Below are 26,245 nucleotides of genomic sequence, written 5' to 3'. Positions count from 1 at the left end.
TTACTGGATTTTTGATGATGATAATTGATTCGCCATTTTATAAGTACCATCATCAGACAAAACATACTGTTGAAAAGCTCAGTTCAAATAGACATTTTCTAGATTGGGCAAATCAGCCTAATCCGTTTCGTTTTTATGACGGTGCACCGGAAATTGCCTTGCCGCACGAGTTACTTGTTGTGCCTAGGACGTTCTTTGAGTCGATGGACAATCTCTTCTCGGAAAAGTATCCTGAGCCACACAAGGCGGATTCTACCTTTGTATCTAATCTGTTGTTTTACTCAATGGCTATTAGCGCCTGGAAAGAGATACGAGGCACCGATCATCGTTGGGCGTTAAGAGTCAATCCATCATCAGGTAATTTGCATCCGACAGACACTCATTTGCTTTTAAACGGCATTGAGGGACTGCCTGATGGCGCCTATCACTACTACGTGCCGCGACACTCTCTGGAACATAGATCTGAAGCCAATTTGGGACCACAGCTCTGGCGAGCAGTGAGCGGTCAAGACGTTTCGCCGAAATTAGTAATTTGTCTGACTTCCATATTCTGGCGCGAATCATGGAAGTATCAAAGTCGCGCATTTCGCTATTGCAATCATGATTTGGGGCATGCGCTGGCTTCAATTATGTTGTCGGCTAATATTCTTGGTTGGAAGGTGCATGCAATTGGTGAATTTCCTGATGCAGAAGTCATTCAACTGCTGGGACTAGAAGGCAACGATGAGAAACCGTTTCTAATTATTGGAGCTTTTCCGGCAGGTGAGCAACAAGTTAGTTGCTCTAGCTTCGACTTTCCTTGCGTAAATGACATTGAATTTAGAGGCGTGCCTAATGTTTTGTCTCAAGAGGAAATTAAGTATCCTGCAATTGACGCCGTATATGATTCAACCGTAATTGACAAAAATACATGGCGCGCCCGATTTGCGCAGGATCTTCCAGAATTGACTGTAGGAGCGATTTTCGAGGATCTGAAGGAAACGGCATTTAAGACGGACGCGGCTGTAGCAAAAGAACTTGATGAGTCTGTTCACAAAATAATTCGCATGCGCAGATCGGCTGTCGATATGGACGGAATACGTTCAATGCCCCAAGCTGAATTTGAGCTTATACTAAAAACTTTGGGCAGAGGATTTAGTGCTGACTTTCAAACTAATGGACAGCGTGGTTTTCATTTGATTGATTTGTACTTTTACGTTCACCGCGTGGATGGGCTGGCACCGGGTGTTTATTACTGGAGAAGACAGACTGAGAAGCTTCAGCCTCTGGCAATAGGCGATCAAAAGCAAGTCGCCAAATTTGTCAGTTGCTTTCAGGACATTGCAGCCGATGGTTGTTTTGCTGTTTCAATGGTAGCCAACTTCAATTTAGGATATGAGTTGTTTGGTAATCGTTGTTATCGCTATGCGCACTACGAGGCTGGTCTTATTGGTCAGTGGCTTTATTTAGCCTCTACTGCGCTTAACTATCAGGCAACAGGAATTGGCTGCTTCCTTGATGATGAGATAAACACTTATTTGCCGTTGCCAGATGGGCAAGAAGTCGTCTATAACTTCACCGTTGGTGAAGCAGTATTTGATCCAAGACTTACGACTCTTCCGGCTTACGACTTTCTCAATTAGATTCTGATTTCCGGCAGTATTGTCTTAGCGCAACGGAAGCAGCAAGCAAGAACCAAAATATCAACTGTACTTGCGGGCGGAAAAAGACTGTGTCGACTAAGCCGTGTGCCATTACGCCCACGATTGCTGCAGCGATACCGGCGGCAAGCCAACGGACATACGCATCTTTTGCTTGCCAAAAAGTCAGATGCGCTCGCGTCAGGGAAACAATGATTATTGCAACAAATAAAAGAAATCCTATGATACCTGTTTCAACTGCTACTTCCAAAGGCACGCAATAGGTACCTAAAGCATCAAAACCGCTGCGCATATAGAGTCCATAAGCAAGTCTGAAAGTTTTGTTGCCGGGTCCTATGCCAATCCACCAGTTGTCCAAAAACATTTGCCAGGAAGACTCCCAGACATTCATGCGGTACGAATTAGATGAGTGTTCGCGTCCGGCAAAAATAGAAGTGATTCGCTGATTGAAACTCGGTACAAACTGCAGAGAAGCATAAGCAATTAGGGGAAGAAGAACTACCGCGGACATCAGAAGCAGACGTGTTTTTGGTTTTTCTACAAAGAGCCATTCAAAGATAACGACGCCTAAGACAAAGGCAATAGCGCCAAGTGCGATGAAGCCTCCCCTGCTTCCTGTTAGCAAAAGAGCTGCAAAAATAATTGCTGTTGCGCCGGCCGGCAAAATTGCCAGAATGAATTTCCTGGCAGCAATCGAAACTGCTGTTAAGGCAAAGGATAGCGGTAATAGTGGTACCAAATATCCGGCTAACAAATTAGGATTGTTGAGCGTTGCATAAATTCGTGTTGCTTTTGACTCGAGAGTAGGATCCTCCCAAGTAGCTAATGGCGCCACGCCTATCTTGTACTGGTAGAGACCATAGAGTGAAATTAGGAGACCCGACAAGACAAGGGAACTTATTACTAAAATTATCTTTTTAGGTTGCCTGTTAAGACCTGCGGAAAAAAGAAAATAACTAGCTGTATAGACGACTACTTTAGCAAGTCCAATAACACTGTCTGCAAAGTAACGGGAGGCAAATGTCGCTACGACATTTGCAGCCAAAAGAGCAACAATGAGCGCGTCGAGCGTTGTTGCCGAGTATTTTTCCTTACCGCCTAAAAACGTGCCCAAAATTCTCATTGCAAGCGCGGCGAGGACAATTACGGCAAGACCTTCCTTATCGCTGGCAAACTGCGGCAGGGGCAACATAAAGGCAAGCAGAATTACAGCTAGAAAACTAAACCATTGAAGAGTCGTGCCCAAGGACTGAAATTTGGATTGAGTCAGTTTGGCAAGAAAACTATTTACTGACTTAATTAGGTTTCCGAAAAGCGAATTTTCAAAAGTTGTCTGCCAGCCGGCATCGGCCTTTTCCAGGGACACAATAGAGGCCATGGCATCACATCTTTTTTGTATGGCTGTGATCATTTAGTTTTTATTTGTTGTACTTGTGAATGTCGACAACAACGCCTTGGGCGCGATACTTAAAGGATTCCAGTTCAACCTGGTTGCCTACTTTTATTTTGTTGCCTCGAATCACATAACCGTCGTCAGTTACTTCAGCCTGATCTACTACAGTTACTAGAAAATCATGGGCTAACGGTTGGGCAGGATCAGCAAAAGCAACAGCTTTTTTTCCATCAGGAGCCATGAAGGACACTTGCTTAGCCCAGTGTTTAACAGCTGCTATGGCCATTGGTGGCTTTACCGGTTGGTTGCGAATAGTAATGGAGGCTGTGTCACCGACTTTGAAAAGATCTTGATCTTCTGTTTTCAAGCCCGTTATGTAAACATCAATTGCTACTTGCTCAACGCCTTTAATTACCTTGTCTACTCCGGCATGTCCGGCTCTGGCCATGCCAAAACCGAGGGCTGACAAGAGTATGATGGCAATCAAGCAGGAATCAATTGCATTAAGTCGTCCAAACAACTTGAATTCGTTATTCACTGGTAGTCCTCGCGTCAAATTTAAATCAATAATACAGGACAAAAGCTATTGTCTTAAGCTAATGGCATAATTGAGTCAATGTTTCCTGTATATGATGACAATCAATCTTCCAGCAAGCCCATAGTCACCTGGGTCCTTATCGTCATTAACGTATTTGTCTTTGTAAACGAAGTGACGATGCCGGAAGGTGCGCTCAACAGCTTTCTCGATGTCTGGGGTACGGTTCCTTCGAAGCTGACGCATAGTCCAGGCACGGGCGAGTATCTGACCTTGTTTACGTCCATGTTTTTGCATGGCGGTTGGTCTCACCTCATAGGCAATATGTGGTTTTTGCATATTTTTGGCGACAATGTCGAAGACCGCATGGGACATTTCAAATATCTGCTTTTCTATTTGATCTGTGGCATTGCAGCCTCACTTGCTCAGGTCTACTCAGACATAAACACAACTATTCCAGGAATAGGCGCAAGCGGAGCAATTTCAGGTGTTTTAGGTGCGTACTTAATTCTTTTCCCCGGTGCTAGAGTAAGAACATATATCGGCACTTATACAAGTATTTGGGTGCCGGCTGTATTTTTCATTGTCATCTGGTTCATGATGCAATTTTTGCCGGCACTAGCCAGCATGAATTTGGCAGGGGCCAAGACAGGCGGTATAGCCTTTTGGGCGCACGTGGGTGGTTTCATAGCAGGAGTCGTGCTGGTGAAACTGTTTGCTTCAGGTTCAAGAGAAAGCCAAGCTACTTTACGGCACTTCTAATTTTTAGTACTAGTCTTCAGGCATCGCCACGTGATCTAGTGCCTGCAGCATTTCTTTTTGGCTAGTGACGGCAGTGCCTGGTTTTTTAACAACAATACTTGCTGCTAAATTACCTAAAGCCATGGCTTCCACAAAACTAGCTCCGGTTACAATGGCCAGCGCCATAGTAGCAGCTACCGTGTCGCCGGCTCCGCTTACATCGAAAACTTCACTTACATTGAAGGCCGGCAATTCAACCATTTCCTGCCCTTTTTCAAAAAGAACCATGCCCTCTGCACCGCGAGTAATGAGCAATGCTTTGCTGCCTGTGATGAGCATGAGCTTTTTGCCGGCTTCTTTCAAAGATTCAGTGGAATTTATAGCAAAACCGACGGCTTTTTCGGTGTCTGTTTGATTGGGTGTAATAAGTGTGACGTCCTGAAAACGCTCAAAGTGATCTTGAGCATCGACTATAAGGAGAATGTTTTTCTCTTGGGCAATTTGACGGCATGCTTTTATAACAGCCGAAGTCATAATGCCGCCGCGGTAATCGGAAAGAACAATTGCCTGGTATTGTCCTGCTGCTTGTTTGACCTTTTCAATGAGCTTCGATTCAATCGAACTGGAAATTTCCTCGTGTGAAATGCGGTCCATTCTAAGCAATTGTTGCAGATGCGAATGTGACTTAGAGAGAATTCGTGTCTTTACAGGTGTTGGTCTTGAAACATCTTGCACGAGGCCGTGAGTGATACCAGTTGATTCAAACATGCGTGTCAATTTGACTGCGTAATCGTCTCTACCGCAGACGCCAATTGCATGGCAAGTTGCCCCAAGAGCTGCGACATTATTGGCAGTGTTGGCGGCCCCGCCTAAGATAAGTTCAGTATCCACATGTTCAAGAATAAGAACTGGTGCTTCGCGAGAAATACGTTCCGGTTTTCCTTCAACGTACTCATCAATTAGTAAGTCTCCAAAGACAATTACACGCCCTGAAGATAATTGTTTGATGCGTTCGCGCAGCTTTGTTTTGCTAAGCTCATGTAAGTTTGTGCGGGCTTGAGAAACAGCTAGATCAGGTGGATGCATTCTTTCCAATTCCTTAAATAATTCCCTGCTTGAATGGTCGTCGGGACTCAAGCCCAAAGACAAAAGTGTAGCTTGCTTTGCCTCCTCAATATACCGTAACTGCTGATAAAGTCGGGCTAAATGAAGGGCATGTAAGACGCCGTCGGCGGCCGTTGTCGCCTTCACCAAATCCTCTCGCGTGTTGAGTATGGCTTGCCTTTCAGTTTCGGTCATTTCGTCCTTGTCTGAAGGCTCTGTCCCCTTGAGAAACTTGTCAATTAAGGGCTTGATTTCACCTTTTGTCTCGTGGGCAAATTCCGATTTGCGCGCCTGGAAAAAGGGTTTGTCGCCCATGTAAGAAAAGTTTGTCGGCGTAGCCGAACTTGATGCCGAACCGCCCCCGGGTTGCGCCTTATCGGACAGGAGGTCGGAAAAGGAAAGTGAATCAGGCTTTTGTTCAGCCTCGTCCGGCTTGTCTTTGCCTAAGTCGCCTGGTGAATCTTTCGGTGTATGGGGATTGGACACGATGCGCTCTCCAAGCCGATTGTCCTTAGTCCATTGTACTCTCCCCTTAAGGACTATTTATGTTAGAATCGCTGACAAGCTGAGGCTTTGGCTGGATTTAACCCTTGTCAGGAGATGGCTTAATAAGCCGAGGAGAGCAAAACTATGAAAAGAACGCTATTTGCTTTTGCCCTCTTGCTCGTTACGCAACCGGCTTATGCCAACTGGGGAACTGAGCCGGCTAAAACAGAAGAGCCGTCATTGCGCCCGCCTGTAACAACAACCACTACGACGCCAGCTGTTACTGATACCACTGTCATTCATGCAGAACCGGCGCCTCATGAAAAACGTAGCGAAACTCAAACTACGCAAACTATACATCTGGAAAAAATTCGCCGTGATAAATGGATTGCCTGGCGGATGGCCAAAGATCCTTGGATAGATAGAGCTTGTTTAGCTGATCCTGGATTGCCTGAGGCTATTTGCGCTCATCCGGGACCCGCTAAGTTGTTGGCTAAACATCCGCACATTGATGCAATTGCTCAAGCCGATCCTTATCTTTGTCGTCGCCTTACTCAATGGAAAAAGGCAACACTTTATCTTGTGAAAAATCCAAATGCCGGTCCTGTAATTACAAGAGACCCGGAGGGAATTTATCGTGCGGTGCAGAAGAATCCTAAAATCGCCAGAATTCTTTCCAAGCATCCGATGTTCAATCAAATGATTGTAGAAAATCCGGATCTTGGACGGTTTATAACAGGTCACATGTGAACTTGGATTTCGTCTATCTAGGTAAAGCGACTTTCCTTGGCGTGGTGGCAGGTCTGCTTTCAGGTGCTTTCGGTATTGGTGGCGGCATGGTGGCAACACCAATGACCCGAATGTGGCTGCAACTAGATCCTTACAAGGCAATAGGGACGGCCCTTGTATTGGTTGCACCCACAGCAATTTCCGGGGCTATGCGTTACGTCAAAGAGGGCATTTATTCAAAATTCTTGTCTCGCGCGTGCCTAGTGCCGGCCATCATCGGCACGGTAATTGGTTCTTTCGTTTGTCGTTATCTCAACGGTCATGTCTTGATGATGGTTGTTGCTCTTCTAATAGCTATGAGCGGTCTTGATTTTGCAACTGGAATAGTAGGATTGGTTTTGGGCAAGTTTAAAAAGCAAGAGGCTAAATTGGCCAGCTTGGCTCCTGTTGGCAAATTGACATATGTTGCTTCTGTCGTGGGACTAACAACAGGATTTTTGTCCGGACTCGTTGGCATTGGCGGCGGCTTTATTCTGGTGCCTGCTTTTGTCTATATCTTTCGTGTACCAATAAAAGAAGCCATAGGCACATCATTACTAACTGTAGCTGCTGTTGCAGTTCCCGGAGCCATTGTTCATGCAATACATGATCATGTGAATTTGGGCGTGGCATCAGCTATGATCGTGGGATCAATACCTGGAGCACGCATTGGCGCATCTATTTCCTTGCGTTTGAAGGATTCCGTCATAAAACGTGCCTTCGGTGTCCTCTTATTGGTTGTCTCAATTGTTTTTGCCTTGAAGGAAATTCATTCGCTTTTTACTTCAGGGTAATTGCTCGGCTTTAAGGGAATATTGAGCTTATGTTTCACCTGAAACTTCTTGAGCTTGAATCAGAGTTAATAGCCAAAGAGCAGTCCAGCAAGGGACTTAAGACTTTGTCCCCTGAGTGCAAGGAGCTAATTGAATATGTGGCTAAGGAAGTTGAAGTTTCACTGGCTGACAAAGTGCCCTCAGATTGGCGCGGCTGGCTAACTTATAAACGCAATGGCGACTGCCTAATAATTTGCCGGGGACAAGCATTTGCCGAGGGTGGATTATTCGGGGGCAAATTTAGAGCGGGGTTGGCTGTGCCTTATGGTCTTGATACGGTTACAGAGTATCAGCGCCATTTTGATGTGTCACCGCCGGCTGAACTTGATCACCTGCTGATGAATTTCGGCAACGATGATAATCCTCAGGTGTTTCTCTGGTATGGAGAAAATTTAGCGCACTACAAGCTCATTTATTCAGCAGATGTCGCCGACGATCCGCATGTGGAGTTAGGCAATGCTGTAGTTGAAGCATGTACGTGGATACTCAGCCGTCCTAAAGAATTGACGCTTCTGGAGTTCTTGAAGGGAATTGAGAACGCAAGAAGCTGATTAGGCTTTCTCGTTTTGCTTTTCTTTCTGCGGAATCTTAATTGTGCTGCCCAGACTCTTTCCTAGTTCCAAGAGTTCAATGGGGATTGGAAATATGAGCGTTGAATTTTTCTCTGCAGAAACCTCCACCATCGTTTGCAGTTGACGTAACTGCATAGCTCCTGGTTGGTTGGAAATTACCTCAGCTGCCATAGCGAGTTTCTCGGCTGCTTGCAATTCACCTTCGGCAGAAACAATTTTTGCTCTTCTTTCTCTTTCGGCTTCTGCTTGTCTTGCCATTGCCCGCTGCATTTGCTCAGGAATTTCCACATCCTTAACTTCAACGCCTATGACCTTAATGCCCCAGCCTTCTGTTTGACGGTCAATTATTGCTTGTAGCTTTGCATTGATGGTGTCACGTTCGGAAAGCAGGTGATCAAGGTCATGTTGACCAAGCACGCTTCGCAAAGTTGTCTGCGCGATTTGGCTGGTTGCCATGACAGGATCTTCTACTTTAGTGACGACTTTATACGGATCAACTACTTGGAAGAAGCAGACGGCTGCAGTTTTGGCTGAGACATTGTCCTTGGTGATAATCTCCTGCATCGGTATAGCCATGGTTATTATTCTTGTGTCCACTTTCTTGGTTTGTTCAACCAGAGGAATAATTACTACAGGTCCTGGACCACGAACGCCTGTAACTCTGCCGAAGCTGAACACGACCAAGCGATCATACTCTTTGACAAACTTTATGCCGGATAGGCATATAAGACCGCCAATAACTCCTAATACAGAAAGTAACTCAAACATAACCTGCTCCTTAGACTCGCCAAGTTATGTGTACCACCGGCAGGTTGCAGTAGGCTAAATCCAGGCTATTTGTTATTAATTCTTATCCCCTGACGGGTCTATTCCGGATGGACATTTTTACGCAGGCGGGCAATGAAGAAACCGGATAAGCCATGTCTTGAGGGCAATAGCTGTAACATACCTGAACTTAGCGATAGATCCTTGTCGGCGCCCTGCCATTTTTTGAGAAGATTCGGATTAATAAAACGGCTCAGGTCCTCCGGCTCGAAGTCTTTGTGCGCTTCGAGGAACCACTTTATCAGCTCCTCGTTTTCCTCGGGCTCTATCGAGCATGTGGAATAGACAAGGATGCCGCCCGGCTTGAGAAGAGTTGCGGCGTTTTGCATGAGTTTTTTTTGCAAATCGGTTAGTGCCACCATATCTGGTGCTTGTCTGTGCAATGCCAAATCCGAGCGCCTGTTCATTACGCCTGTGCCTGAGCAGGGTGCATCTATTAAAATCCTGTCTATGCGTTCGTTTAGTGTAAGTTCTGAGCCGTCGGCTGTTTGTATCTCGATATTGGTCAAGCCCAACCTATTGCGAGTTTCTTTGAGCAACTTCAGGCGATTTGCGTGACTATCAGAGGCGATAACGCGTCCCTTGTTTTCCATCATTTCAGCCATGTGCACGCTTTTGCCGCCCGGTGCGGCACAAAGATCAAGGATGACTTCACCTGCTTTGGGTTCGACAACCAATCCGACAAAGGACGCTGCTTCGTCTTGAACGGAAAAGAGCCCTTCGTTATAACCAGGCAATTTGTTTATGGGTCCTTTGATACTGCCGCGATCTTCAATAATGATGCAAGCAGGCACAAGTTCGCCTTGTCTGCAGACGATGCCCTTACCTCTGAGAATCTCAATTAGACCTTCAGGCGTGATCGACATCTCACAAGTTCTTAGTGTCAATTCTGGGATTTCAGTTGTATAGGCTATGAGTTTTTCTGCTTCTTCATTGCCCCAATTTTTCTGCCATTTTTCTACAAGCCATTCAGGGACATTGCCACCTGCCTGCGTATCTGATTTTTCTTGTTTGGCGAAGTTTCTTAAAATGCCATTGGCAAAGGCGACTTGCCCTACGTGTCCGGTTTTTTTAGCCAGGTTGCAGGCTGTATTAATTACTGCAGATGCCGGAATATCCGGCATGAATTGCAATTGAAAAAATGACAGGCGCAATATATTGCGTAGAGAAGCAGGCATTTTCTCCAATGGCTTTTTTGAAAGCTTGGAAATTTCTTGATCAATAGTTTGGCGATGACGAGTAACACCTTGGACAAGGGCTGTCACAAAGGCTCTGTCGCGCTCGGGCAAAGCTTTGCGCTTAAAAGCAGCATTGAGAGCCAGATTGGCATAGGCGCCTTCGCTATCAATTTTGATTAACGCCTCAAGAGCCAATTTTCTTGAGGCAAGTCCTGTATTTTCTTTCGATGGAGGTTCTGCCATGGTTAGCCTAATGTCTGACCGGGTTTTAGATGTACGCCGTTAGCCCAGTCTTTGGCATGCATGCGTGCCTTGTTTGCAGGTTGCACATCAAGGATTTCCAGTCTGTCGTTGCCGTCTCCGCAAGCGACTGTTAAGACATCGTCTATTTTTACAATCTCACCGGGCTTTCTTTGTACTTCGTCAATATCCACCAGCCGATAAGGCAGTCTGGTCTTGATGATTTTTAGTGGTTTTTCCTGAAAGGTTGTTGATGTACCAGGCCATGGCACTAAGCCGCGCACGAGATTATGAATATCCTGGGCAGGCTTAGTCCAGTCTATGTTGCCTAATTCCTTGGACATCATTGGCGCGTGCGTAGATAGACTGTCGTCTTGTTTTTCCGGGCGCAGGGAGCCTAAAAGCATGTGCTCAAGAGTTTCAATTATCAAGTTTGCTCCGGCTTTTGCTAATACAGTACCCAATTCTTCGGCATTCATGTCTTTTTCAATTGGTACTTCTCGCTTAAGCAGCATATCACCGGTGTCTACTCCGGCGTCTGTAAACATGGTTGTTATACCTGTTGATGACTCACCATTTATAATCGCCCAATTAATAGGAGCCGGCCCTCGTAGCTTGGGCAACAGTGAAGCGTGCAAATTAACAACGCCATAAGGAGCCATTTCTAATACCGGCTGCTTGAGGATTTGCCCAAAAGCAACCATCACCAGAACTTCCGGATTAAGAGCCTTCATGGCTTCCACCGTTTCTGGTGATTTGGATAGCTTTGTAGGCTGAAAAACAGGTATGCCGAACTCTTCTGCGACAACTTTAGTTGGCGGCATGTGCAAGTGCTTGCCACGGCCCGATGGTTTATCGGGCTGTGTGACAACAGCAACAACTTCCCCTTTTGGCCAATCAATTAGCTTTTCTAGTGTAGGAACAGCTATCTGAGGCGTCCCGAGGAAGATGATGCGCACTATTTTTCGATGCGGACTTCGACAATATGATCGAAGTTAACGCATACGCGATCATCGATCATTATGTACATAAGGCGTGTACCGTCAAAAACAATATTGGTCAAAGTGCCCGTGAAATTTTTGTCTTGCACGGAGCTGACGACTACTCGTTCGCCAACCCATTGGCGCAAGTAGACGAGTTTTTCTTTGGCAATCTGTGTTTGTGTCATTGGGGATTCCTTTTGTCGAGACTTCTTACATGTTTTCGATAATTGCTGAAGCAAATTCTGATGTCTTGAGTTTTGTTGCACCAGGCATCAAGCGCTCGAGATCGTAAGTAACAAGCTTCTTCTGGATGGTCTTGCCGAAAGCGTTGTGGATGATGTCGCGAACTTCGGTCCAACCGAGGTATTCAAACATCATGGCGCCGGAAAGAATTACAGAACCTGGGTTGATTACATCTTTGCCGGCATACTTTGGTGCTGTACCGTGAGTAGCTTCGAAGATGGCACAGTCGTCGCCAATATTGGCTCCTGGTGCAATGCCCAATCCGCCTACTTGGGCGGCACAAGCATCAGAGAGGTAATCGCCGTTCAAGTTGGTTGTGGCAATTACTGAGTACTCATCCGGACGTGTGAGCACTTGCTGGAACATGGAGTCGGCAATGCGGTCCTGCAAGAGAACTTTGTTCTCAGGCATTTTGCCTTCAAATTCCGACCAAAGAGTGTCTTCGGAAACGACGCCGTTTTTGAATTCAGCATTAGCCAGTTCATAGCCCCAGTCTCTGAAAGCACCTTCGGTGAACTTCATGATGTTGCCTTTGTGCATCATGGTTACGCTCTTGCGCTTGTTGGCGATAGCGTATTCGAGGGCACGCTTAATTAGGCGCTGGGAGCCGAATTTGGAAATGGGCTTGATGCCAATGCCTGAATCCGGGCGAATTTTCTTGCCCAAGCCCTCAATGAAGTTGATGAGCTTTTTGGCTTCTTCTGAACCCATTGGGTATTCAATGCCGGCATAAACGTCTTCTGTGTTTTCACGGAAGATAACCACATCGAGTTTTTGTGGGGCAACAACCGGCGAAGGAACGCCTTGGAAGTAGCGCACTGGACGCACGCAGCAATACAAGTCAAAAATCTGACGCAAGGTTACGTTTAGGCTGCGAATACCACCGCCTACTGGTGTGGTCAAAGGACCTTTTATCCCGACACCGAATTCCTTCAAGGCAGCTAGGGTGTCTTCAGGCAACCAGTTGCCGAAATTCTCATTAGCCTTTTCACCGGCAAAAACTTCAAACCAGGCAACCGAGCGGGCTTTGCCGTAGGCTTTATCAACAGCAGCGTCAAACACACGCTTGGAGGCGCGCCAGATATCTGCGCCTGTGCCATCGCCTTCAATGAAAGGGATGATTGGTTTAGCTGGTGTAACCGGCTTGCCGTTTACAAAAACGATTTTTTCACCGGCTGGAACATTCAATCCGTTAAATTTCTTGGTAATCACTTGCGACATTTATCACCCTACCGTGGATATTGGAAACTCTTGGCCTGGGCCTGGAAGAGCTGGCTCCATTATCTTCTGTATTTAGCCTAAATTTGAATATGATCAAAAAATACTAACGAATGAAAACGCCGCTATCTATATTATTCTGCTGGATTCCCCAGTCTTATTAGCGAGGAGTTAGCTAATTGCAGGTCAAGTGGCGCCCAGGGCTTTTGACACTAGTCCCTGCCGGGATTTACCTGGCGGTTTTCATGGTTGTGCCCCTTTGCATTCTCCTTGTATTCTCTCTTGGCTATCGAGATGAACTTGGACGAATTTGCCTCGGATTCAGCTTTGCCAATTACGTTCGCTTTTTTGCCGGACCTTATTTGGGTACTTTGTGGCGATCCCTGATATTGGCAGGGTCAACCACCGTTGTCTGTCTTATTCTGGGATTTTTGCTTTCTTTGTGGCTAGCCTTTTGTGTGCCTAAAAATAGGCAGAACTTGTTCATGATGTTGTTGCTCATGCCAATGTGGACGTCTTTTTTGTTGCGGATTTATGCATGGATGATCATCTTGAGACCGACTGGACTCTTGAGTGAATTTGGGCTGTTATTCGGCATCCAGATGCCTACTATTCTCTATACGCCATGGGCAATTATGCTCGGCATGGTATACAACTATTTGCCGTATATGATCCTGCCTGTGTTTGCCGCCTTTGAAAAATTGGATTTAAAACTTCTGGAAGCAGGCGCAGATCTAGGAGCTACACCATGGCAGTCTTTTTGCAAAATAACCTTGCCCTTGTCTGCACGCGGTATAGTTGCCGGTGTGATTATGGTTTTCATTCCGAGTCTGGGCGACTATGTAACGCCTGATCTTTTGGGCGGGGCAAAGACTATGTTTATCGGCAATCTTATTCAGAATCAGTTTTTAACCGTACGCGACTGGGCTTTTGGCTCAGCTGTTTCAACGGTGCTCATTATTATTGTTGCTTTTGCTGTTTTTGTTTATTTGAAATACGCCGATACGGATTTCAGCAAGGCCTGATTTTTTTTAGAAGTGAAACGAGCCTATCATAGTCATCGCGAATGAGGTGAGACAGAGCCTTGCCCGCTTCTACTAAAAACGCGTGAGAGTTGCTTTGAAATAACTCCGCCTGTCTAATCGTCGCTGCTAAAAGTTCATCAGTAGGAACACTTACGACATTTGTTAACAGGCGCAAAAATGTCAGATCTTCTGTTAGTCGCACAACTTCATCTGCTTGAGCAAGATAGACAAAATCATGCACATCCGGTGGCTTCGGCGGCAGATACATGTGCATATTTCCATCTTGTTCAAAACCAATAATGCTTGCATGAATTTGTGTTTGTAGAAGTGAAAAGATATGCGGTTGTTCGACTCTTAATTCCTGTCGGCTTAAACCAAGCGCCGACGGTTTATGTTGCGTGTCATAAGGACCTGTAATGATGTTATAGACCACGGCGTAAGATTTAAGCCCGTCTTCAATTGACTCGACTCGCAAAAAACTGCCGAAATTTGGACGCAACATTTCCACCTGATTGCCGTCTTTGTCTTTTGACCACAATTCAGTAGTAAAGTCCGTAATTGAGGATGAAATCACTTCACCGACAGCGCTTACCTTTTGTTCGTTAGTTTTTGTGCTCAAGGTAATTCCTGGAAGTTAAGAACAGTATCTCTAAGTAATATTCCACGGCAGCAAGATTATCACCGCTTGGTAACGTGGAGCTGTCATTACCAGTGACTTCTAAGCTTATTAAGAGGGAAGTAATAAAGGATTTTAGCTTTTAATTCCATGGTGTATTGTGGTTTGTCCTGCGGAATGACCTTATCTGTCATCTCCCGGGTGTAATTGAAACCGTGTACTAATTAGGTAATTTAGGAGAAACGAATGAATAACCTCAATAAAGTTCAACTTGCTGCAGCGTTGGTTGCCGCTTTGGGAATTGCTTCGCAAGGTTCCGCTTCCGCTGCTGACAATGCCGGACTCGGCGTAAGCGAGAAGAACTCACCTTCACAAATCTCTCACAGCAAGTCAGCATTGAAGCTTGCCAAGAAGGAGAAGAAAGCCGAATCGACAACGGAATCTAAGGCAGAAGGCTCCGACAAGAACGCTGAGAAGACCAGCGAAAAATCGGAAAAGACCGCCAAAAAGGAAAAGAAAGAGAAGAAGGGCAAAGAAGGCTCCTGCAAGGGTAAGGAAGGCGCTTGCAAGGGTGGTGAAGGTGGTTGCCACGGCGGCGAAAGCAAGTAATAGGAAGTAGTTGTGCCTACAGGGTTTTTGAAGCTAAAACGGCAACTGCCAAAGCTAGGAATCGGCTTGGGCTTACGTCGTGACATGGCCAAAGAAACACTTGAGCATAGAGCACAAATAGGCTTCTTGGAACTTGTTCCGGAAAACTACATGGGTGTGGGGGGCAAAGCGCGTGAAGTGCTTTCAAAAGCAGCCTCCGCTTTTCCCCTCATCTCTCATGGAGTAAATCTTTCCATTGGATCAACCGATGAGTTGAACTTTGACTATTTAAAAGAACTAAAAGCTTTGCTTGATGAATACAACATTGCTTGGTTTTCCGATCATCTTTGCTTTACTAGTGTTGAAGGTGGTTACTTGCATGATTTGTTGCCGGTGCCGTTTTCTAAGAGCACCGTTAAACATATTGTTGAGCGCGTAAAACGCGTGCAAGATTTTGTTGGTCGTCCCTTTCTTTTGGAAAATATTTCCTATTACATGTACTTGCCCGGTCAAGACATGACCGAAGGTGAATTCACAACAGAAATTCTCGAACAGGCTGACTGCGGCTTGCTGCTTGATGTAAACAATGTCTACGTCAATGCCGTGAATCACGGCTTTGACGCTCATAAGTTTTTAGACACTCTTCCTCTGGAAAGAGTTGTGCAAATCCATATTGCCGGTCACAAAATGGGCAAGGAACTAATTATCGATACTCACGGTGCCCCAGTTATAGAGCCTGTTTTTAAGCTCTTGGACACAGTGCTTAGAAAGACATCTGTATGCGGTGTGCTTTTAGAACGCGATCAAAATTTCCCTGATTTTGATGAAATTTTGACGGAGCTTGCCGAGATAAGAAAAGTTGCTGAGAAAGCGCAGCCGGAATTAGTTAGAGGTGATGAACTTGTCCGCGCTCACTAATTTGGAAAAAACACTCAGCGTGCTATGGACAAATGAGTCCGCCCGCTCAAAGTATTTGAAAGACGGGCGATTACCCGATGGGGAATTTTCCAAATCAATTACAGAGGCAATTGATGAGCGTGGCGTGCGTACCTATGCAGAACTCATTGCAATTGGGCGCAATGACCTAATGCTTTCTGTGTATCCTGGTTGTGCGCGCTTGCTCAATAAGAAATGGAAAGAGACATTAGACGATTACTTTGAGACCTGTCCGCCTAAGCATTACCGCCTGAATATGTCTGCAGCCAATTTCAGTCAATACCTGAAAGATAATCGCGCGGACCTTTTGCAAGCATTTCCCTACTTAAGCGATCTTGCTGATTATGAATGGATCGAATTGCAACTAATGGAAGATAAGAGGCAAGCAAGTCCTGAACCTTATGAGCCGCTTAGCCGGCCGGAGCAATTTGAAAAATCGGCACCTATTGTTAATCCGGTACTATCTTTGCGTAACTACAATTATCAGGTACCGGTTATTGTTGAATATCTGCGTGACGGTGAAATGCCCCGCAATATAACACCGCGCGAAATTATGGTTGCAGTTTATCGTGATCCGGAAACTCATATGGGCCGTTATGTCGAAGTAACGCCCGGGATTGCTTGCGTAATTGAGCAGGCTCAAAGCGCACCTACTTCTTATGCTGATTTGGCAACACTGGCAATTTCTTACAGCAAAGCAAGCAATCCACAAGATGCCTTGTTGGAATTTTTTGAAGTTATTGAGAAACTGCAGTCTCTGAAATTATTTATTGGCACGCAGGCTTTGTGAATTTTCCATCAAATCCATAAATCCGCGACCGAGACAGGCGCCACCGTCCGCTGTTAGAACATCGCCATTTATATAGGCTGCTTGGTCTGAGAGAAGGAAGCCGGCAATTTTGGCCATTTCATCAAGTTCGGCAAATCTTCTTGCCGGAATGCGGTCTATGACCTTTTGCTTGGCTTCAGCGTTGTCGAATAATAGATTCTTTGATGCGGCTTCTGTAATCATCGGACCTGGGGCAAATGCATTTACGCGGATGCCGCGATGACCCCATTCAACAGCAAGCGTGCGAGTCATGGCAAGCACACCTGCTTTAGCTGCTGCGGAATGTACGACGCCTGGGGCGCCTGCCCAGGCGTAAGTAGCGATAATATTTAGTATTGTGCCTTTCTTTTGCTCGAGCATGACTTTTGCCACAGCGCTTGTGCAATACCAGGTGCCGTTTAAAACTATGCCGACAACAGCATTCCAGCCATTTACGGTCAGCTCCTCTGAAGGCACAGCGAAGTTGCCGGCAGCGTTATTAATGAGCATATCAATGCGGCCAAAACGCTCCATTGTTTGTGCCACCATTTTTTCTACTTGTTCCGGATGGCGAACGTCTGTTTGAATTGTTGTCGCTTCAATTCCTTTGGATTTAAGGTCTTCTTTAGCAGAAGACAAATTCTTCTCGTTGCGGCTGGCAATTACAACTTGTGCGCCCGATTTACCCAGCTCTTCGGCAATGGCTTTGCCTAAGCCGGTTGAGCCACCGGTGATAATTGCTGTTTGCCCTGTAAAGTGCATATTCGTACTCATGACTACCTTTTCTTGCTGAAGCAATAATGGTAACAGGACAAGTCAACATACAGTCCTCACAATTAAATGTTCAAGCTAGATGGGGATTTTTGATGTTCTGGGAAATGCTCTACAATAACTCTGAAATGGTCAAACTTGGACGATATATATTTGCCACTATTACGTTGTTTTGCCTAACCTTGACTTTGGTTCTCACTGCTTTGTCTTGGACTAAAACAATTATATGGACTGCATCGCCACCGTTTTACTTAGGTATAGCTCCCTGGGCTTGTCGCTTTGATCCAATCTCTGCATTTTTCCTCATTGTGCTTTCAATTGTAGGAATTGCAGCAGTACTTTTTTCACCAGGCTATCTTAAACATGTAGAACATGAAATTTATGAGCCGATGTATTGGCTTTGCCTTTTGTTGTTTCTGTTTTCGATGGCTGAAGTTGTTTTAGCGGCCAATGCCATTACATTTTTATTGTTTTGGGAAGTAATGTCACTTTCCTCAGCATGTCTTGTAGTTCTAGATACAACCAAGCATAAAGCGCAACAAGCAGGAATTATTTATCTGGCAGCTACGCGATTTTCTACTGCATTTCTCACTCTGGGATTTGTGCTCAACTTCAGTAGATTCCACTCGTGGAGTTTTGTTGACTGGTCCTATAGCTATCACGGCGCATGGCTGCCCGTGATTCTCATTTTTTTAGGGCTGGCGATAAAGGCCGGAGTTTGGCCTTTTCATATTTGGTTGCCTTATGCACATCCGGAAGCACCAGCTCCTGTTTCGGCCTTAATGAGCGGTGTAATGGTGAAGGTGGCTATCTATGGAATGATTCGCCTACTAATAGAAGGCGGTGCCAACTCGGATCTTCTTGGTTGTTTGGCTTTGATTTTAGGAGCGGTTTCGACCGGTTGGGGCGTACTATTTGCGCTGGTGCAGCGCGATTTAAAACGACTTTTAGCCTACAGTACGGTGGAAAATGTCGGACTTATTCTTGTTGCCTTAGCCATAACTATTCTGGCCGGCAAATCCGGACTTTTTGTAATTTCGTCACTAGCCTTTTCTGCCGCCCTCTTTCATATACTCAATCATGCTTTTTTTAAGGGTCTTTTATTTCTGGGAGCCGGGGCTGTTAATTGTCAGACAGGAACCCGTGATTTGAGTTTGCTTGGTGGGCTCGGCAAAAAGATGCCTTGGACAATGGTTTCATTTTTTATAGGTTCACTTTCTATTTGTGCAATGCCGCCGTTAAATGGTTTTGCTAGCAAGTGGCTCATCTATCAAAGTCTCTTCCAGTATTCTTATTTGGGTTTGTCCGATTGGCAGCGGTGCGTGTCGATGATATTAATAGGTGTGCTGTCCGCTGTTGGTGCGCTATCGCTTGCTTGTTTTGCTAAGGCATTTGGAATTACGTTTTTGGGACGGGCGCGCAGTCAAACTGTTGAACATGCCTCTGAAGTATCTTACTTAATGATAGGAGCACAGATGGTTTTGGCATTGCTTTGTTTTGCAGCAGGCATTGCTGTCAGGCAGGTATTGGTTGCTTTTAGTCCGATAGTCGCTGAGACGCTCAATAGAACTGTGCCTGTTGAGCAATTCTTCAACCTGCCATTGACTATTCTCACTTTGATGGGAGTGGGTATTGCTTTTCTTGTTACATCCCTTGTCCTTAATAGAGGATTTCTATTGAAACAGTACATAACTTGGGATTGCGGATTCGGTGACTTACCTGCGCGCGCTGAAGAAACAGGTTCGAGTTTTTCACAACCTATCGGGCAAATATTTGGTTTTCTTTTGCAAGCAAAGACAACAACCGAGATAGAAGGTAAAGATAGGCGTCACTTTCCCGAGCGAATTCATTTTGATATTAGTATGACCTCGCTATTGGAAAAGCGAATTTATCGGCCAATCATAAATTTGTCCTCCAGCTTCTCAAGACGTCTGCTGGCATTACAGACGGGCAGCATACATATTCATTTACTCTATGTATTTCTCACGTTATTAATTTTACTGGGGATAGGTACACGCTTGTGATTGCTGCTTTGCTTGCTTGGCTGCCTTATATTCTAAGTTTGGTCATTGCGCCGCCACTTTTGCTGGGGCTAATTCGTAAAATCAAAGCTCGCCTGCAAAATCGTATTGGTGCATCAATATTACAGCCACTATTTGATTTGGCTAAACTGGTCAATAAGGGTGAAACGGTCAGTTCTGTTACGACCTGGATTTTTCGATCGAGTGTTAGCATGAATTTGGCTTTGCTCATTCTAATTGCGCTTACCACGCCATGCCTCCCCTATAAACCAGTATCTGAAGGAGGAGATGTTTTCCTTGTTATCTATTTATTTGCTTTTGCCAGATTTATGGTGGTTCTGTCGGCACTTGATGCTGGATCAGCTTTTGGTGGTTTCGGAGCGAGTCGTGAAGTAACGCTGTCGTTTTTAATTGAGCCGGCAATTATTCTAGCTTTAGTATCGCTCGGCGTTGTTTGCCGAAGCTCTGATCTTAGTGTAATTTTTTCCGCCGGTAATCATGCCCTGGTATCGCATCCTGTTTTGTGTGTAACTGCAGGACTCTCATTGTTTTTGGCAAGTCTGGTGGAATTATCTCGCATGCCGATTGATGATCCGACTACGCATTTGGAGTTGACCATGGTGCACGAGGCGATGATTCTAGAAAATTCCGGAAGAAACTTGGCCTTTGTTGAGTATGCGCATCAATTGAAGATGTTCATTTTATTGGCAATTTCTGCTCAATGCTTTCTTGCTGCCTCAGACACAGTTTGGCAATGGGGATGGCTTTATGGAATTGTAAGTCTGGCTTTGGTGTTTGTTCTTGGATCGATAATTGCTCTTTTGGAGGCAACAAGTGTTAAGTTGCGTTGGACAAGAATTCCCGAGTTTATTGCTTACCCTGTGGCGATGAGTCTTTTGTGTGTCTTGATGGTTATCGGTAGAGGACCGTAGGTAATTTTCCATGGTGCTTGACGAATATGAAATATTGGCTTTAGGCGCTGCTGTAGTGGCGGTGATGATGTTGGGAATGCGCCATTTGCGCCCGGCTCTTGCCTTTTATGCCTTATGTACGTTTATGATCGTTCTGGAGACGATTCTCGTTTCTTTTCTGCAGAAAGAAGTACATCTATTCTTTGTGGCAATTGGTATCTTGGTCATTAAGGTGGTTGGCGTTCCTCTGTTTCTCAATTGGATAATGAAACGTATTGATGTACGCAGTGATTCAGGTATCATGGCGCCGCCCATTTCCATGCACGCAGGTATTATGATGTTAGGCGTCAGTTATCTTCTAGCCTCGCAGTTGCCGGGGATGACTAGTGACATAGATGGTCGTCTGGCTGCCACTGGGGCTATGTCGCTCATCTTCACCGGCGTGCTTATTATGCTGACAAGAAAAATTGCCCTAAGTCAAATAATTGGGTTTCTTGTTTTGGAAAACGGTATTTATTTGTTTGCCCTAACGCAAGCACAAGGTATGCCCATGATCGTGGAAATGGGAATTTTGCTTGATGTTCTTGCTGCTGTGATGATATCGGGACTTTTGTTGTTTCGTATTAAGAAAAGCTTTGAACATATTGATGTCACTCAGTTAACGGAGTTGCGCGACATATGAATCAACTGTTTGGACTTTGTGTAATTCCCTTGACACTTTGCGTTGTGTCTCTTCTTTTGCCGAAGCCGAAATTAACGAGATTGTTAGTTTCTATTGGGCACTGGCTGCAATTATTTGTTCTTGTGAATTTGTCGGCACCGCTTTTATCGGGAGCAAAAAGCGAGCTTTCATTGGGTCCGGAATTTTCCTTGGATGCAATTGGTGCAGGGTTTGTTCTATTAACTACATTTGTAGTTGCTTGTGCCAGTACGCATTTGAATTACTACTTTGCGGTTGAAAAAGATAAGTCAGGCGAATCGGGTCATGAGCGTCTATTTTACTTCTGCGTAAATGCCTTTCTTTTGGCTATGACCTTCATATTCCTTTGCGACAATTTAGGGTTTCTATGGATTAGTTTGGAAGCAACGACACTGTCATCGGCACCGCTTGTATATTTCGAAAGAACGAAGAATGCTTTGGAAGCTACATGGAAATATGTAATTATTTGTTCAGTAGGCATAGCATTTGCTCTTTTAGGCACGGTTTTTATCTATGCTGCAGGGCAACATGGACTGGACAGACAGGGTTCTCTTAGTATCAGTGCTCTTGTTAGTAACGCTCATGATCTTGATTTTTCCCTGCTGCGATTGGGTTTCATCTTTTCTGTGCTGGGCTATGGAACCAAGGCAGGAATTTTTCCATTGCATAGTTGGCTTCCCGATGCCTATTCAGAGGCACCAGCACCAGCTTCGGCAATGTTATCCGGGGCGTTTGTGAACTGTGCTCTTTATGGCATATTTCGCGTTAGCCAAATTATGATTGCTGCCGGTCATGCAACTCTCAGTTCTCAGATGCTTGTGATTTTAGGAACGGTGACTGTGGCTGCCGGCAGTTTTTTCCTAATTCATCAACACAGTTTCAAGAGAATGTGGGCATATTCAAGTATTGAAAATGTCGGTTTGATGTTAATTGCTATTGGTCTAGGGTCGGGATCTCTGTTTCTTTTGCAAGCAATCAATCACAGCGTGGCCAAGGTGGCTTTGTTTCTTTTATCCGGCAATATAGTTCAAGCTTTCGGCAGTAAGAAGTTGAGCGAATTAAAAGGGATTTTTAAAGCATGCCCAATTTGGGCTTTTTTATTGGTTCTTTCTTCGATGGCTGTTACGGGTATGCCGCCATTTGGTGCTTTTATCAGTGAGATGTCCATTTTGACCGCTAATGCGCAGGTTGGAAACTGGGTCTGTGTTGCAGTACTTATACTTTCAATTACAGTAGCATTTGTGGCAATTTCTACCCATGTCGGGCGCATTCTTGTAGGCTCTGCCAAGAAGAGTTTTTCGCCGTCTGTGGCAGCCAATGTTGTGCCGGCAGTACTTGTCTTAAGCTCGTTTGTCTTAGGCGTCATGTTTCGTTTGCAGTCATGGGTGGTTTTGAAATGATCCCTCTTGTTAAAGAAGTAAGCGAAGACAATTTAGTCTCTTCCATCAAGGACTGGCTTGCTGGAGGGCAGTTAAGGCGACTTACTTTTGTTACGTCGCTTGATGGTAAGCAGTTGGCTGTATTACTTTTGGATCCACTTTCAGGAGCGGCAGAGTTGTGGTTTACGCCTCTAAAAGGCAACAGCTATAAATCTTTGACTCTTTCTTTTGCATCTTGCCACTGGTTTGAGCGAGCAGTCTGGGATATGTTTGGACTTGAACCTATTGGTCATCCACGTTTGAAACATCTTCTTTTGCATGAGTCTTATGAGGCAAACTACTATCCGTTAAGAGCAAATGATTTGCTTTGCCAGGCAACTGAAAATGATCGCTGCTACAAATTTTTGGAAGTGAAGGGTGAAGGTGTCTACGAAATTCCTGTTGGCCCTATCCATGCAGGAATTATTGAACCGGGACACTTTCGTTTCAGTTGCTTTGGCGAAAATATTTTGAATCTGGAAATCAGGCTCGGTTATTTGCACCGGGGGATTGAAAAGAAATTAACTGAAGTAGACTGGAAAAAAGCACGCTTTGTCGCTGAGGCGGCCGCGTCTGATACTGCAGTTGCCAATGCTCTTGCTCACGCCATAGCAGTCGAGTCGATTTGTGAAATTGATGTGCCGCCGTTAGCAGATGCATTGAGAACAATAGCTCTTGAATTGGAAAGACTTTCCATGCACATTATAGATGTTGGTGGCATGGCTGCCGATATTGGTTTTCTTGGTGTCTCTTCATCCATGAGCAGACTGAGAGGAAAGTCATTAGAAATTGCACAAGCGCTTTCCGGGAATCGCTTTATGCGCGGTTTTGTAACACCTGGAGGTGTCAGTTTATATAGAGCAGAGGAAATTGGCGGTATAAGAGCGAATCTTAAGGAGTTGGCAAATGAATTAAAGCCGGTGCTTAATTTGTTTCGGGAAAATCAAACGGCCATTGAGCGAATGGCATCTATTGGTGTTATTTCCAAGGCATTAGTTGAGGACTTTGGTATAGTCGGTGTTGCTGCAAGAGCTACAGATGTTGCATATGACACAAGGCAGTATTTTCGGCAAGGACTCTATCCAGAGTTCGCTCCGAATGTGACTGTGGCAGACAGTGGGGACATTCTCGCCAGGACACTTGTGCGAATGGGCGAAATTGACACCAGCATAAAAGTAATTGATAGGGTGCTTGATAGCTTAGACGGGAATTCATGCTCGGTTGAATTGCCGAAAAAGTTGAGAGCAGATATGGTAGGACTGGGCGTGGTGGAGGCGTTTCGTGGCGAACTCATTCACTTGATGTGCACAGATAGTTCCGGCAAAATCAAACGCTATGCCATAAAAGATCCCAGTCAGAACAACTGGACGGCATTGTCTATTGCTATCAGAAATAATTTGATAGCCGACTTTCCACTCTGCAATAAGAGTTTTTCTCTCTCATATGGCGGTAATGATCTTTGAGGAATCTATGATAAGGACTTTTACCTACCTGATTACACAGGGTCTAAAAACGACCAGGAATATATGCGCGCCGTTGGAAAGTACGGCTAGAGGCTTACCGAAGTTGACGGACAGTCCTTGCCGGGGCACAAGCTGTAATAGGTGTGCTGAAATCTGTCCAACCAATGCCATAAATGTATTTGGCTCAGGTGATACTACTAAAGTTGCGCTTGATCTTGGTTCTTGTATTGGTTGTTCATTGTGCATTGATAATTGCCCGACAGAGACTATAAGGGAAAACCGTTCGACCGAACTGGCAGTGAGAAGGCGTGAGCACTTGTTGTTGATAAATGACCATGCCGTTGAAAAAGAGTTTTCAAAAGAAGAGGAGAGTCCTAAAACAAACCCGTTCGGCATGTCGCTTAGTGCACGCGTTGTATCGACCGGCTGCAGTGCTTGTGATTTGGAAATTGGAGCGGCCGGTAATCCTATATTTGATATGGAAAGATTCGGAGTGCGTGTGGTGGCATCACCACGGCATGCCGATGCGCTGCTTGTGACAGGGCCGGTGGGCAAAGGAATGCAGATGCCCCTTAAGCGCTGCTATGAAGCGATGACCGAGCCGAAGTCGGTGGTGGCAGTAGGAACCTGTGCAATTTCCGGTGGCGTGCATAAAGGTTCTTATACAGAAGCTAATGGAGTGGATTCTGTTTTGCCTGTTGATGTATACATCCCCGGCTGTCCGCCGCATCCCTGGAGTATCATAGACGGCGTGCTTAAGGCTATGGGCAAGAAGCGCTGAAAGTATTTATTTGCCGAGAATTTGTGTCCAACGACCCTGCACCATAACTACTCGTTTGGTGAATGGATCACGTATTGGTTTGCCGTCGGCGCCGGCTCCCCAGACTAGAAAGAAATCGTATGGAGAATTCTGGTTTATGCCCTGATTTGTACTGAGGATTGTGATTGTGCCCGCATCAGCTTGCCATTCTTCTGGTGGATTAGTCTGCCATTCTTTTGCTTGTTCCAGAGTCATGCCGTATTCGACTTGAATGTGAATACGGTCGTCTTGCTGAGCAATTTGCTCGTTGGTTTGTTCGTCGTAACTAAAAATTTCACCGCCGGGACCTGAGCCTACAAGAGGTGCAGCTATCGGTACGCCTGATTCAGCCTGGTTGATAGAGTTAGGATCATATGGATTGAAAGGTATAAGCTCAGTAAGCTGTGCCTTAACCCAGGTTTGTTCATCACCGTGGTTGGGAAAATACACGTTGCTTGAGCAGTAGTTTTGCATCCAGGAAGCAACTTCGCGAACCTGCTTGGCCATCATGGCGTCTGCCTCTTGCAAGACAGGCGATTCGCCTCTGCGCCCTGTGGTCATGGACTGTTGTGTTGTAGTAGGAGCCGGCGAATCGTCGCCAAAGTCGTCATCAATATCGGCATTCACAGGAGCTGAACTGCCGAGAATCAGCGCTAAGCCAAAACCTATTGCCAAGACTTTCATCAACGTCTTTTCCATTTGCTGTCCCCTGCCTACCGGTAACTATTCTAGCCTGGATTCACCCATAAATTTGCCTCAATAAGAAATACCCACTGCAGGTAGCGGGCATTTCCTTTTTCGGCTAAAACCGGCTCTAATTACATAGAGGAAGATCTTGTGGATAGTTCGCGTCTGGAAAGGGATATTTGGCTTTCCAATAAATCGAGATCGGCCATTATCTTACGACGCTGCCAGTAGCTTAAACCGCCACGCTTTGAGAGCAAGTGCAATTCAAAGGCGCTGATGCGGGAAAGCTTTTTCTGCAAGACTATCGACTGAATTGGTGAAAGTGGTTGCGCCGATAGTTCGGCTTCGATGCGTGCTTTTTTGGCAACTATGTCTGCTATGGCTGACGACTTAGTTTTCCTGTCGGACATTTGCAAATCAATGCTGCTCGATAATTTGTCTAGTTGAGCATGCAAGCGGGCATTAAATTGTCCGTTAAACTTGCCGTCCTCAGGGACGGTGTTGATAGACTTTAGTTGGGCCATAAGCGTAGCGCCGGCGTCTGTTTTCAGGCTGCCTGATTTGATGCCGTCTTCTATCCTTGTAGCCAGAGTTTGGCTGCGTAGCTGGAAGTCTATAAAAGCAGGGTCGAGGTAACTGTTATAAGTTCTTTGCGCTTCGACTATTCCGGCAGTTGCCAGAAAAACAGCGCAAACCAAGGTCAGGTCGGCAGCAAGTTTCCTTGAGATCATAATTAGCCTCCT

27 protein-coding genes are annotated in these 26,245 nt (G+C 45.4%); 15 read left to right on the top strand and 12 right to left on the bottom strand.

Annotation, left to right across the window (positions count from 1 at the left end):
- Positions 1 to 14: 14 nt before the first annotated feature.
- The gene (locus K2Y22_01250) at positions 15 to 1,622 is read left to right on the top strand and encodes a SagB/ThcOx family dehydrogenase (GenBank protein ID MBX9877059.1); all 1,608 of its coding nucleotides are present in this window, start codon (positions 15 to 17) and stop codon (positions 1,620 to 1,622) included.
- On the opposite strand, the gene K2Y22_01245 is transcribed toward K2Y22_01250, so the two are convergent.
- Both K2Y22_01245 and K2Y22_01240 read right to left on the bottom strand, forming a co-directional pair.
- Positions 1,615 to 3,018, bottom strand: a complete 1,404-nt coding sequence (locus K2Y22_01245) for an O-antigen ligase family protein (protein MBX9877058.1) — start codon at positions 3,016 to 3,018, stop codon at positions 1,615 to 1,617. The two genes, K2Y22_01250 and K2Y22_01245, sit on opposite strands and share 8 nt — an antisense overlap.
- Positions 3,019 to 3,058: 40 nt before the next feature.
- Positions 3,059 to 3,571, bottom strand: coding sequence for a DUF4330 domain-containing protein (locus K2Y22_01240; GenBank protein MBX9877057.1), 513 nt, complete (start codon positions 3,569 to 3,571; stop codon positions 3,059 to 3,061).
- Between the two features lie 78 nt (positions 3,572 to 3,649).
- On the opposite strand from K2Y22_01240, the gene K2Y22_01235 reads away from it, so the two are divergent.
- On the top strand, positions 3,650 to 4,330 hold the full coding sequence (locus tag K2Y22_01235) for a rhomboid family intramembrane serine protease (protein ID MBX9877056.1): 681 nt from the start codon (positions 3,650 to 3,652) through the stop codon (positions 4,328 to 4,330).
- Positions 4,331 to 4,339: 9 nt separating this feature from the next.
- On the opposite strand, the gene K2Y22_01230 is transcribed toward K2Y22_01235, so the two are convergent.
- Positions 4,340 to 5,899 carry a bifunctional hydroxymethylpyrimidine kinase/phosphomethylpyrimidine kinase gene (locus K2Y22_01230; protein ID MBX9877055.1) on the bottom strand — a complete coding sequence of 520 codons (1,560 nt, stop codon included), beginning with the start codon at positions 5,897 to 5,899 and terminating at the stop codon, positions 4,340 to 4,342.
- A 144-nt stretch (positions 5,900 to 6,043) separates the two neighbouring features.
- Between K2Y22_01230 and K2Y22_01225 the strand changes: the two genes are divergently transcribed.
- From K2Y22_01225 to K2Y22_01215, 3 genes are read left to right on the top strand one after another with little or no spacing between them, the layout of a single operon-like run.
- On the top strand, positions 6,044 to 6,649 hold the full coding sequence (locus K2Y22_01225) for a hypothetical protein (protein ID MBX9877054.1): 606 nt from the start codon (positions 6,044 to 6,046) through the stop codon (positions 6,647 to 6,649).
- Positions 6,646 to 7,461 carry a sulfite exporter TauE/SafE family protein gene (locus K2Y22_01220; GenBank protein ID MBX9877053.1) on the top strand — a complete coding sequence of 272 codons (816 nt, stop codon included), beginning with the start codon at positions 6,646 to 6,648 and terminating at the stop codon, positions 7,459 to 7,461. The genes K2Y22_01225 and K2Y22_01220 overlap by 4 nt, the downstream gene beginning before the upstream one ends.
- Positions 7,462 to 7,490: 29 nt before the next feature.
- Entirely contained in the window at positions 7,491 to 8,051 is a 561-nt protein-coding gene (locus tag K2Y22_01215; GenBank protein ID MBX9877052.1) for a hypothetical protein, read from the top strand.
- Here the strand turns inward: K2Y22_01215 and K2Y22_01210 are convergent, their stop codons facing one another.
- From K2Y22_01210 to icd, 5 genes are all read right to left on the bottom strand, one after another.
- A complete protein-coding gene (locus tag K2Y22_01210) occupies positions 8,052 to 8,840 on the bottom strand; it encodes a slipin family protein (protein ID MBX9877051.1) in 789 nt (262 codons plus the stop codon).
- Between the two features lie 98 nt (positions 8,841 to 8,938).
- Positions 8,939 to 10,318 (bottom strand): 16S rRNA (cytosine(967)-C(5))-methyltransferase RsmB, encoded by a 1,380-nt coding sequence (gene rsmB / locus K2Y22_01205; GenBank protein ID MBX9877050.1) that lies wholly within the window; start codon positions 10,316 to 10,318, stop codon positions 8,939 to 8,941.
- Positions 10,319 to 10,320: 2 nt separating this feature from the next.
- Positions 10,321 to 11,274 carry a methionyl-tRNA formyltransferase gene (fmt, locus tag K2Y22_01200; protein ID MBX9877049.1) on the bottom strand — a complete coding sequence of 318 codons (954 nt, stop codon included), beginning with the start codon at positions 11,272 to 11,274 and terminating at the stop codon, positions 10,321 to 10,323.
- Entirely contained in the window at positions 11,274 to 11,483 is a 210-nt protein-coding gene (locus K2Y22_01195) for a hypothetical protein (GenBank protein MBX9877048.1), read from the bottom strand. Before K2Y22_01195 ends, fmt begins: the two co-directional genes overlap by 1 nt.
- A 25-nt stretch (positions 11,484 to 11,508) precedes the next feature.
- The gene (icd, locus tag K2Y22_01190) at positions 11,509 to 12,762 is read right to left on the bottom strand and encodes an isocitrate dehydrogenase (NADP(+)) (GenBank protein ID MBX9877047.1); all 1,254 of its coding nucleotides are present in this window, start codon (positions 12,760 to 12,762) and stop codon (positions 11,509 to 11,511) included.
- A 176-nt stretch (positions 12,763 to 12,938) separates the two neighbouring features.
- On the opposite strand from icd, the gene K2Y22_01185 reads away from it, so the two are divergent.
- The gene (locus tag K2Y22_01185) at positions 12,939 to 13,784 is read left to right on the top strand and encodes an ABC transporter permease (protein MBX9877046.1); all 846 of its coding nucleotides are present in this window, start codon (positions 12,939 to 12,941) and stop codon (positions 13,782 to 13,784) included.
- On the opposite strand, the gene K2Y22_01180 is transcribed toward K2Y22_01185, so the two are convergent.
- On the bottom strand, positions 13,771 to 14,403 hold the full coding sequence (locus K2Y22_01180; protein ID MBX9877045.1) for a hypothetical protein: 633 nt from the start codon (positions 14,401 to 14,403) through the stop codon (positions 13,771 to 13,773). The genes K2Y22_01185 and K2Y22_01180 overlap by 14 nt on opposite strands.
- A gap of 243 nt (positions 14,404 to 14,646) precedes the next feature.
- Between K2Y22_01180 and K2Y22_01175 the strand changes: the two genes are divergently transcribed.
- From K2Y22_01175 to K2Y22_01165, 3 genes are read left to right on the top strand one after another with little or no spacing between them, the layout of a single operon-like run.
- Entirely contained in the window at positions 14,647 to 15,009 is a 363-nt protein-coding gene (locus K2Y22_01175) for a hypothetical protein (protein MBX9877044.1), read from the top strand.
- Between the two features lie 12 nt (positions 15,010 to 15,021).
- On the top strand, positions 15,022 to 15,906 hold the full coding sequence (locus K2Y22_01170) for a DUF692 domain-containing protein (protein ID MBX9877043.1): 885 nt from the start codon (positions 15,022 to 15,024) through the stop codon (positions 15,904 to 15,906).
- Positions 15,890 to 16,714 carry a DNA-binding domain-containing protein gene (locus tag K2Y22_01165; protein MBX9877042.1) on the top strand — a complete coding sequence of 275 codons (825 nt, stop codon included), beginning with the start codon at positions 15,890 to 15,892 and terminating at the stop codon, positions 16,712 to 16,714. The genes K2Y22_01170 and K2Y22_01165 overlap by 17 nt, the downstream gene beginning before the upstream one ends.
- On the opposite strand, the gene fadH is transcribed toward K2Y22_01165, so the two are convergent.
- Entirely contained in the window at positions 16,688 to 17,506 is an 819-nt protein-coding gene (gene fadH / locus K2Y22_01160) for a 2,4-dienoyl-CoA reductase (GenBank protein MBX9877041.1), read from the bottom strand. The genes K2Y22_01165 and fadH overlap by 27 nt on opposite strands.
- A gap of 92 nt (positions 17,507 to 17,598) precedes the next feature.
- Between fadH and K2Y22_01155 the strand changes: the two genes are divergently transcribed.
- The 6 genes from K2Y22_01155 to nuoB all read left to right on the top strand — a co-directional run bounded on the left by K2Y22_01155 (position 17,599) and on the right by nuoB (position 24,797).
- Positions 17,599 to 19,527 (top strand): hypothetical protein, encoded by a 1,929-nt coding sequence (locus K2Y22_01155; GenBank protein ID MBX9877040.1) that lies wholly within the window; start codon positions 17,599 to 17,601, stop codon positions 19,525 to 19,527.
- A complete protein-coding gene (locus K2Y22_01150) occupies positions 19,524 to 20,456 on the top strand; it encodes an NADH-quinone oxidoreductase subunit H (protein MBX9877039.1) in 933 nt (310 codons plus the stop codon). The genes K2Y22_01155 and K2Y22_01150 overlap by 4 nt, the downstream gene beginning before the upstream one ends.
- A 10-nt stretch (positions 20,457 to 20,466) precedes the next feature.
- Positions 20,467 to 21,117 carry a hypothetical protein gene (locus tag K2Y22_01145; GenBank protein ID MBX9877038.1) on the top strand — a complete coding sequence of 217 codons (651 nt, stop codon included), beginning with the start codon at positions 20,467 to 20,469 and terminating at the stop codon, positions 21,115 to 21,117.
- Positions 21,114 to 22,535, top strand: coding sequence for a hypothetical protein (locus tag K2Y22_01140; protein ID MBX9877037.1), 1,422 nt, complete (start codon positions 21,114 to 21,116; stop codon positions 22,533 to 22,535). The genes K2Y22_01145 and K2Y22_01140 overlap by 4 nt, the downstream gene beginning before the upstream one ends.
- The gene (locus K2Y22_01135) at positions 22,532 to 24,016 is read left to right on the top strand and encodes an NADH-quinone oxidoreductase subunit C (GenBank protein ID MBX9877036.1); all 1,485 of its coding nucleotides are present in this window, start codon (positions 22,532 to 22,534) and stop codon (positions 24,014 to 24,016) included. The genes K2Y22_01140 and K2Y22_01135 overlap by 4 nt, the downstream gene beginning before the upstream one ends.
- A gap of 73 nt (positions 24,017 to 24,089) precedes the next feature.
- Positions 24,090 to 24,797, top strand: a complete 708-nt coding sequence (nuoB, locus tag K2Y22_01130; GenBank protein MBX9877035.1) for an NADH-quinone oxidoreductase subunit NuoB — start codon at positions 24,090 to 24,092, stop codon at positions 24,795 to 24,797.
- Between the two features lie 6 nt (positions 24,798 to 24,803).
- Here the strand turns inward: nuoB and K2Y22_01125 are convergent, their stop codons facing one another.
- Together K2Y22_01125 and K2Y22_01120 are read right to left on the bottom strand one after the other, a co-directional pair.
- Positions 24,804 to 25,514 carry a hypothetical protein gene (locus K2Y22_01125; GenBank protein ID MBX9877034.1) on the bottom strand — a complete coding sequence of 237 codons (711 nt, stop codon included), beginning with the start codon at positions 25,512 to 25,514 and terminating at the stop codon, positions 24,804 to 24,806.
- A gap of 119 nt (positions 25,515 to 25,633) precedes the next feature.
- The gene (locus tag K2Y22_01120; GenBank protein MBX9877033.1) at positions 25,634 to 26,233 is read right to left on the bottom strand and encodes a hypothetical protein; all 600 of its coding nucleotides are present in this window, start codon (positions 26,231 to 26,233) and stop codon (positions 25,634 to 25,636) included.
- Between the last annotated feature and the right edge of the window lie 12 nt (positions 26,234 to 26,245).

The sequence above is a fragment of the Candidatus Obscuribacterales bacterium genome (assembly GCA_019744775.1).
Classification (GTDB): Bacteria; Cyanobacteriota; Vampirovibrionia; order Obscuribacterales; family Obscuribacteraceae; genus SBAT01.
Note: the sequence above shows the minus strand (reverse complement) of the source record. Positions and strands in the feature narration are given on the sequence as shown.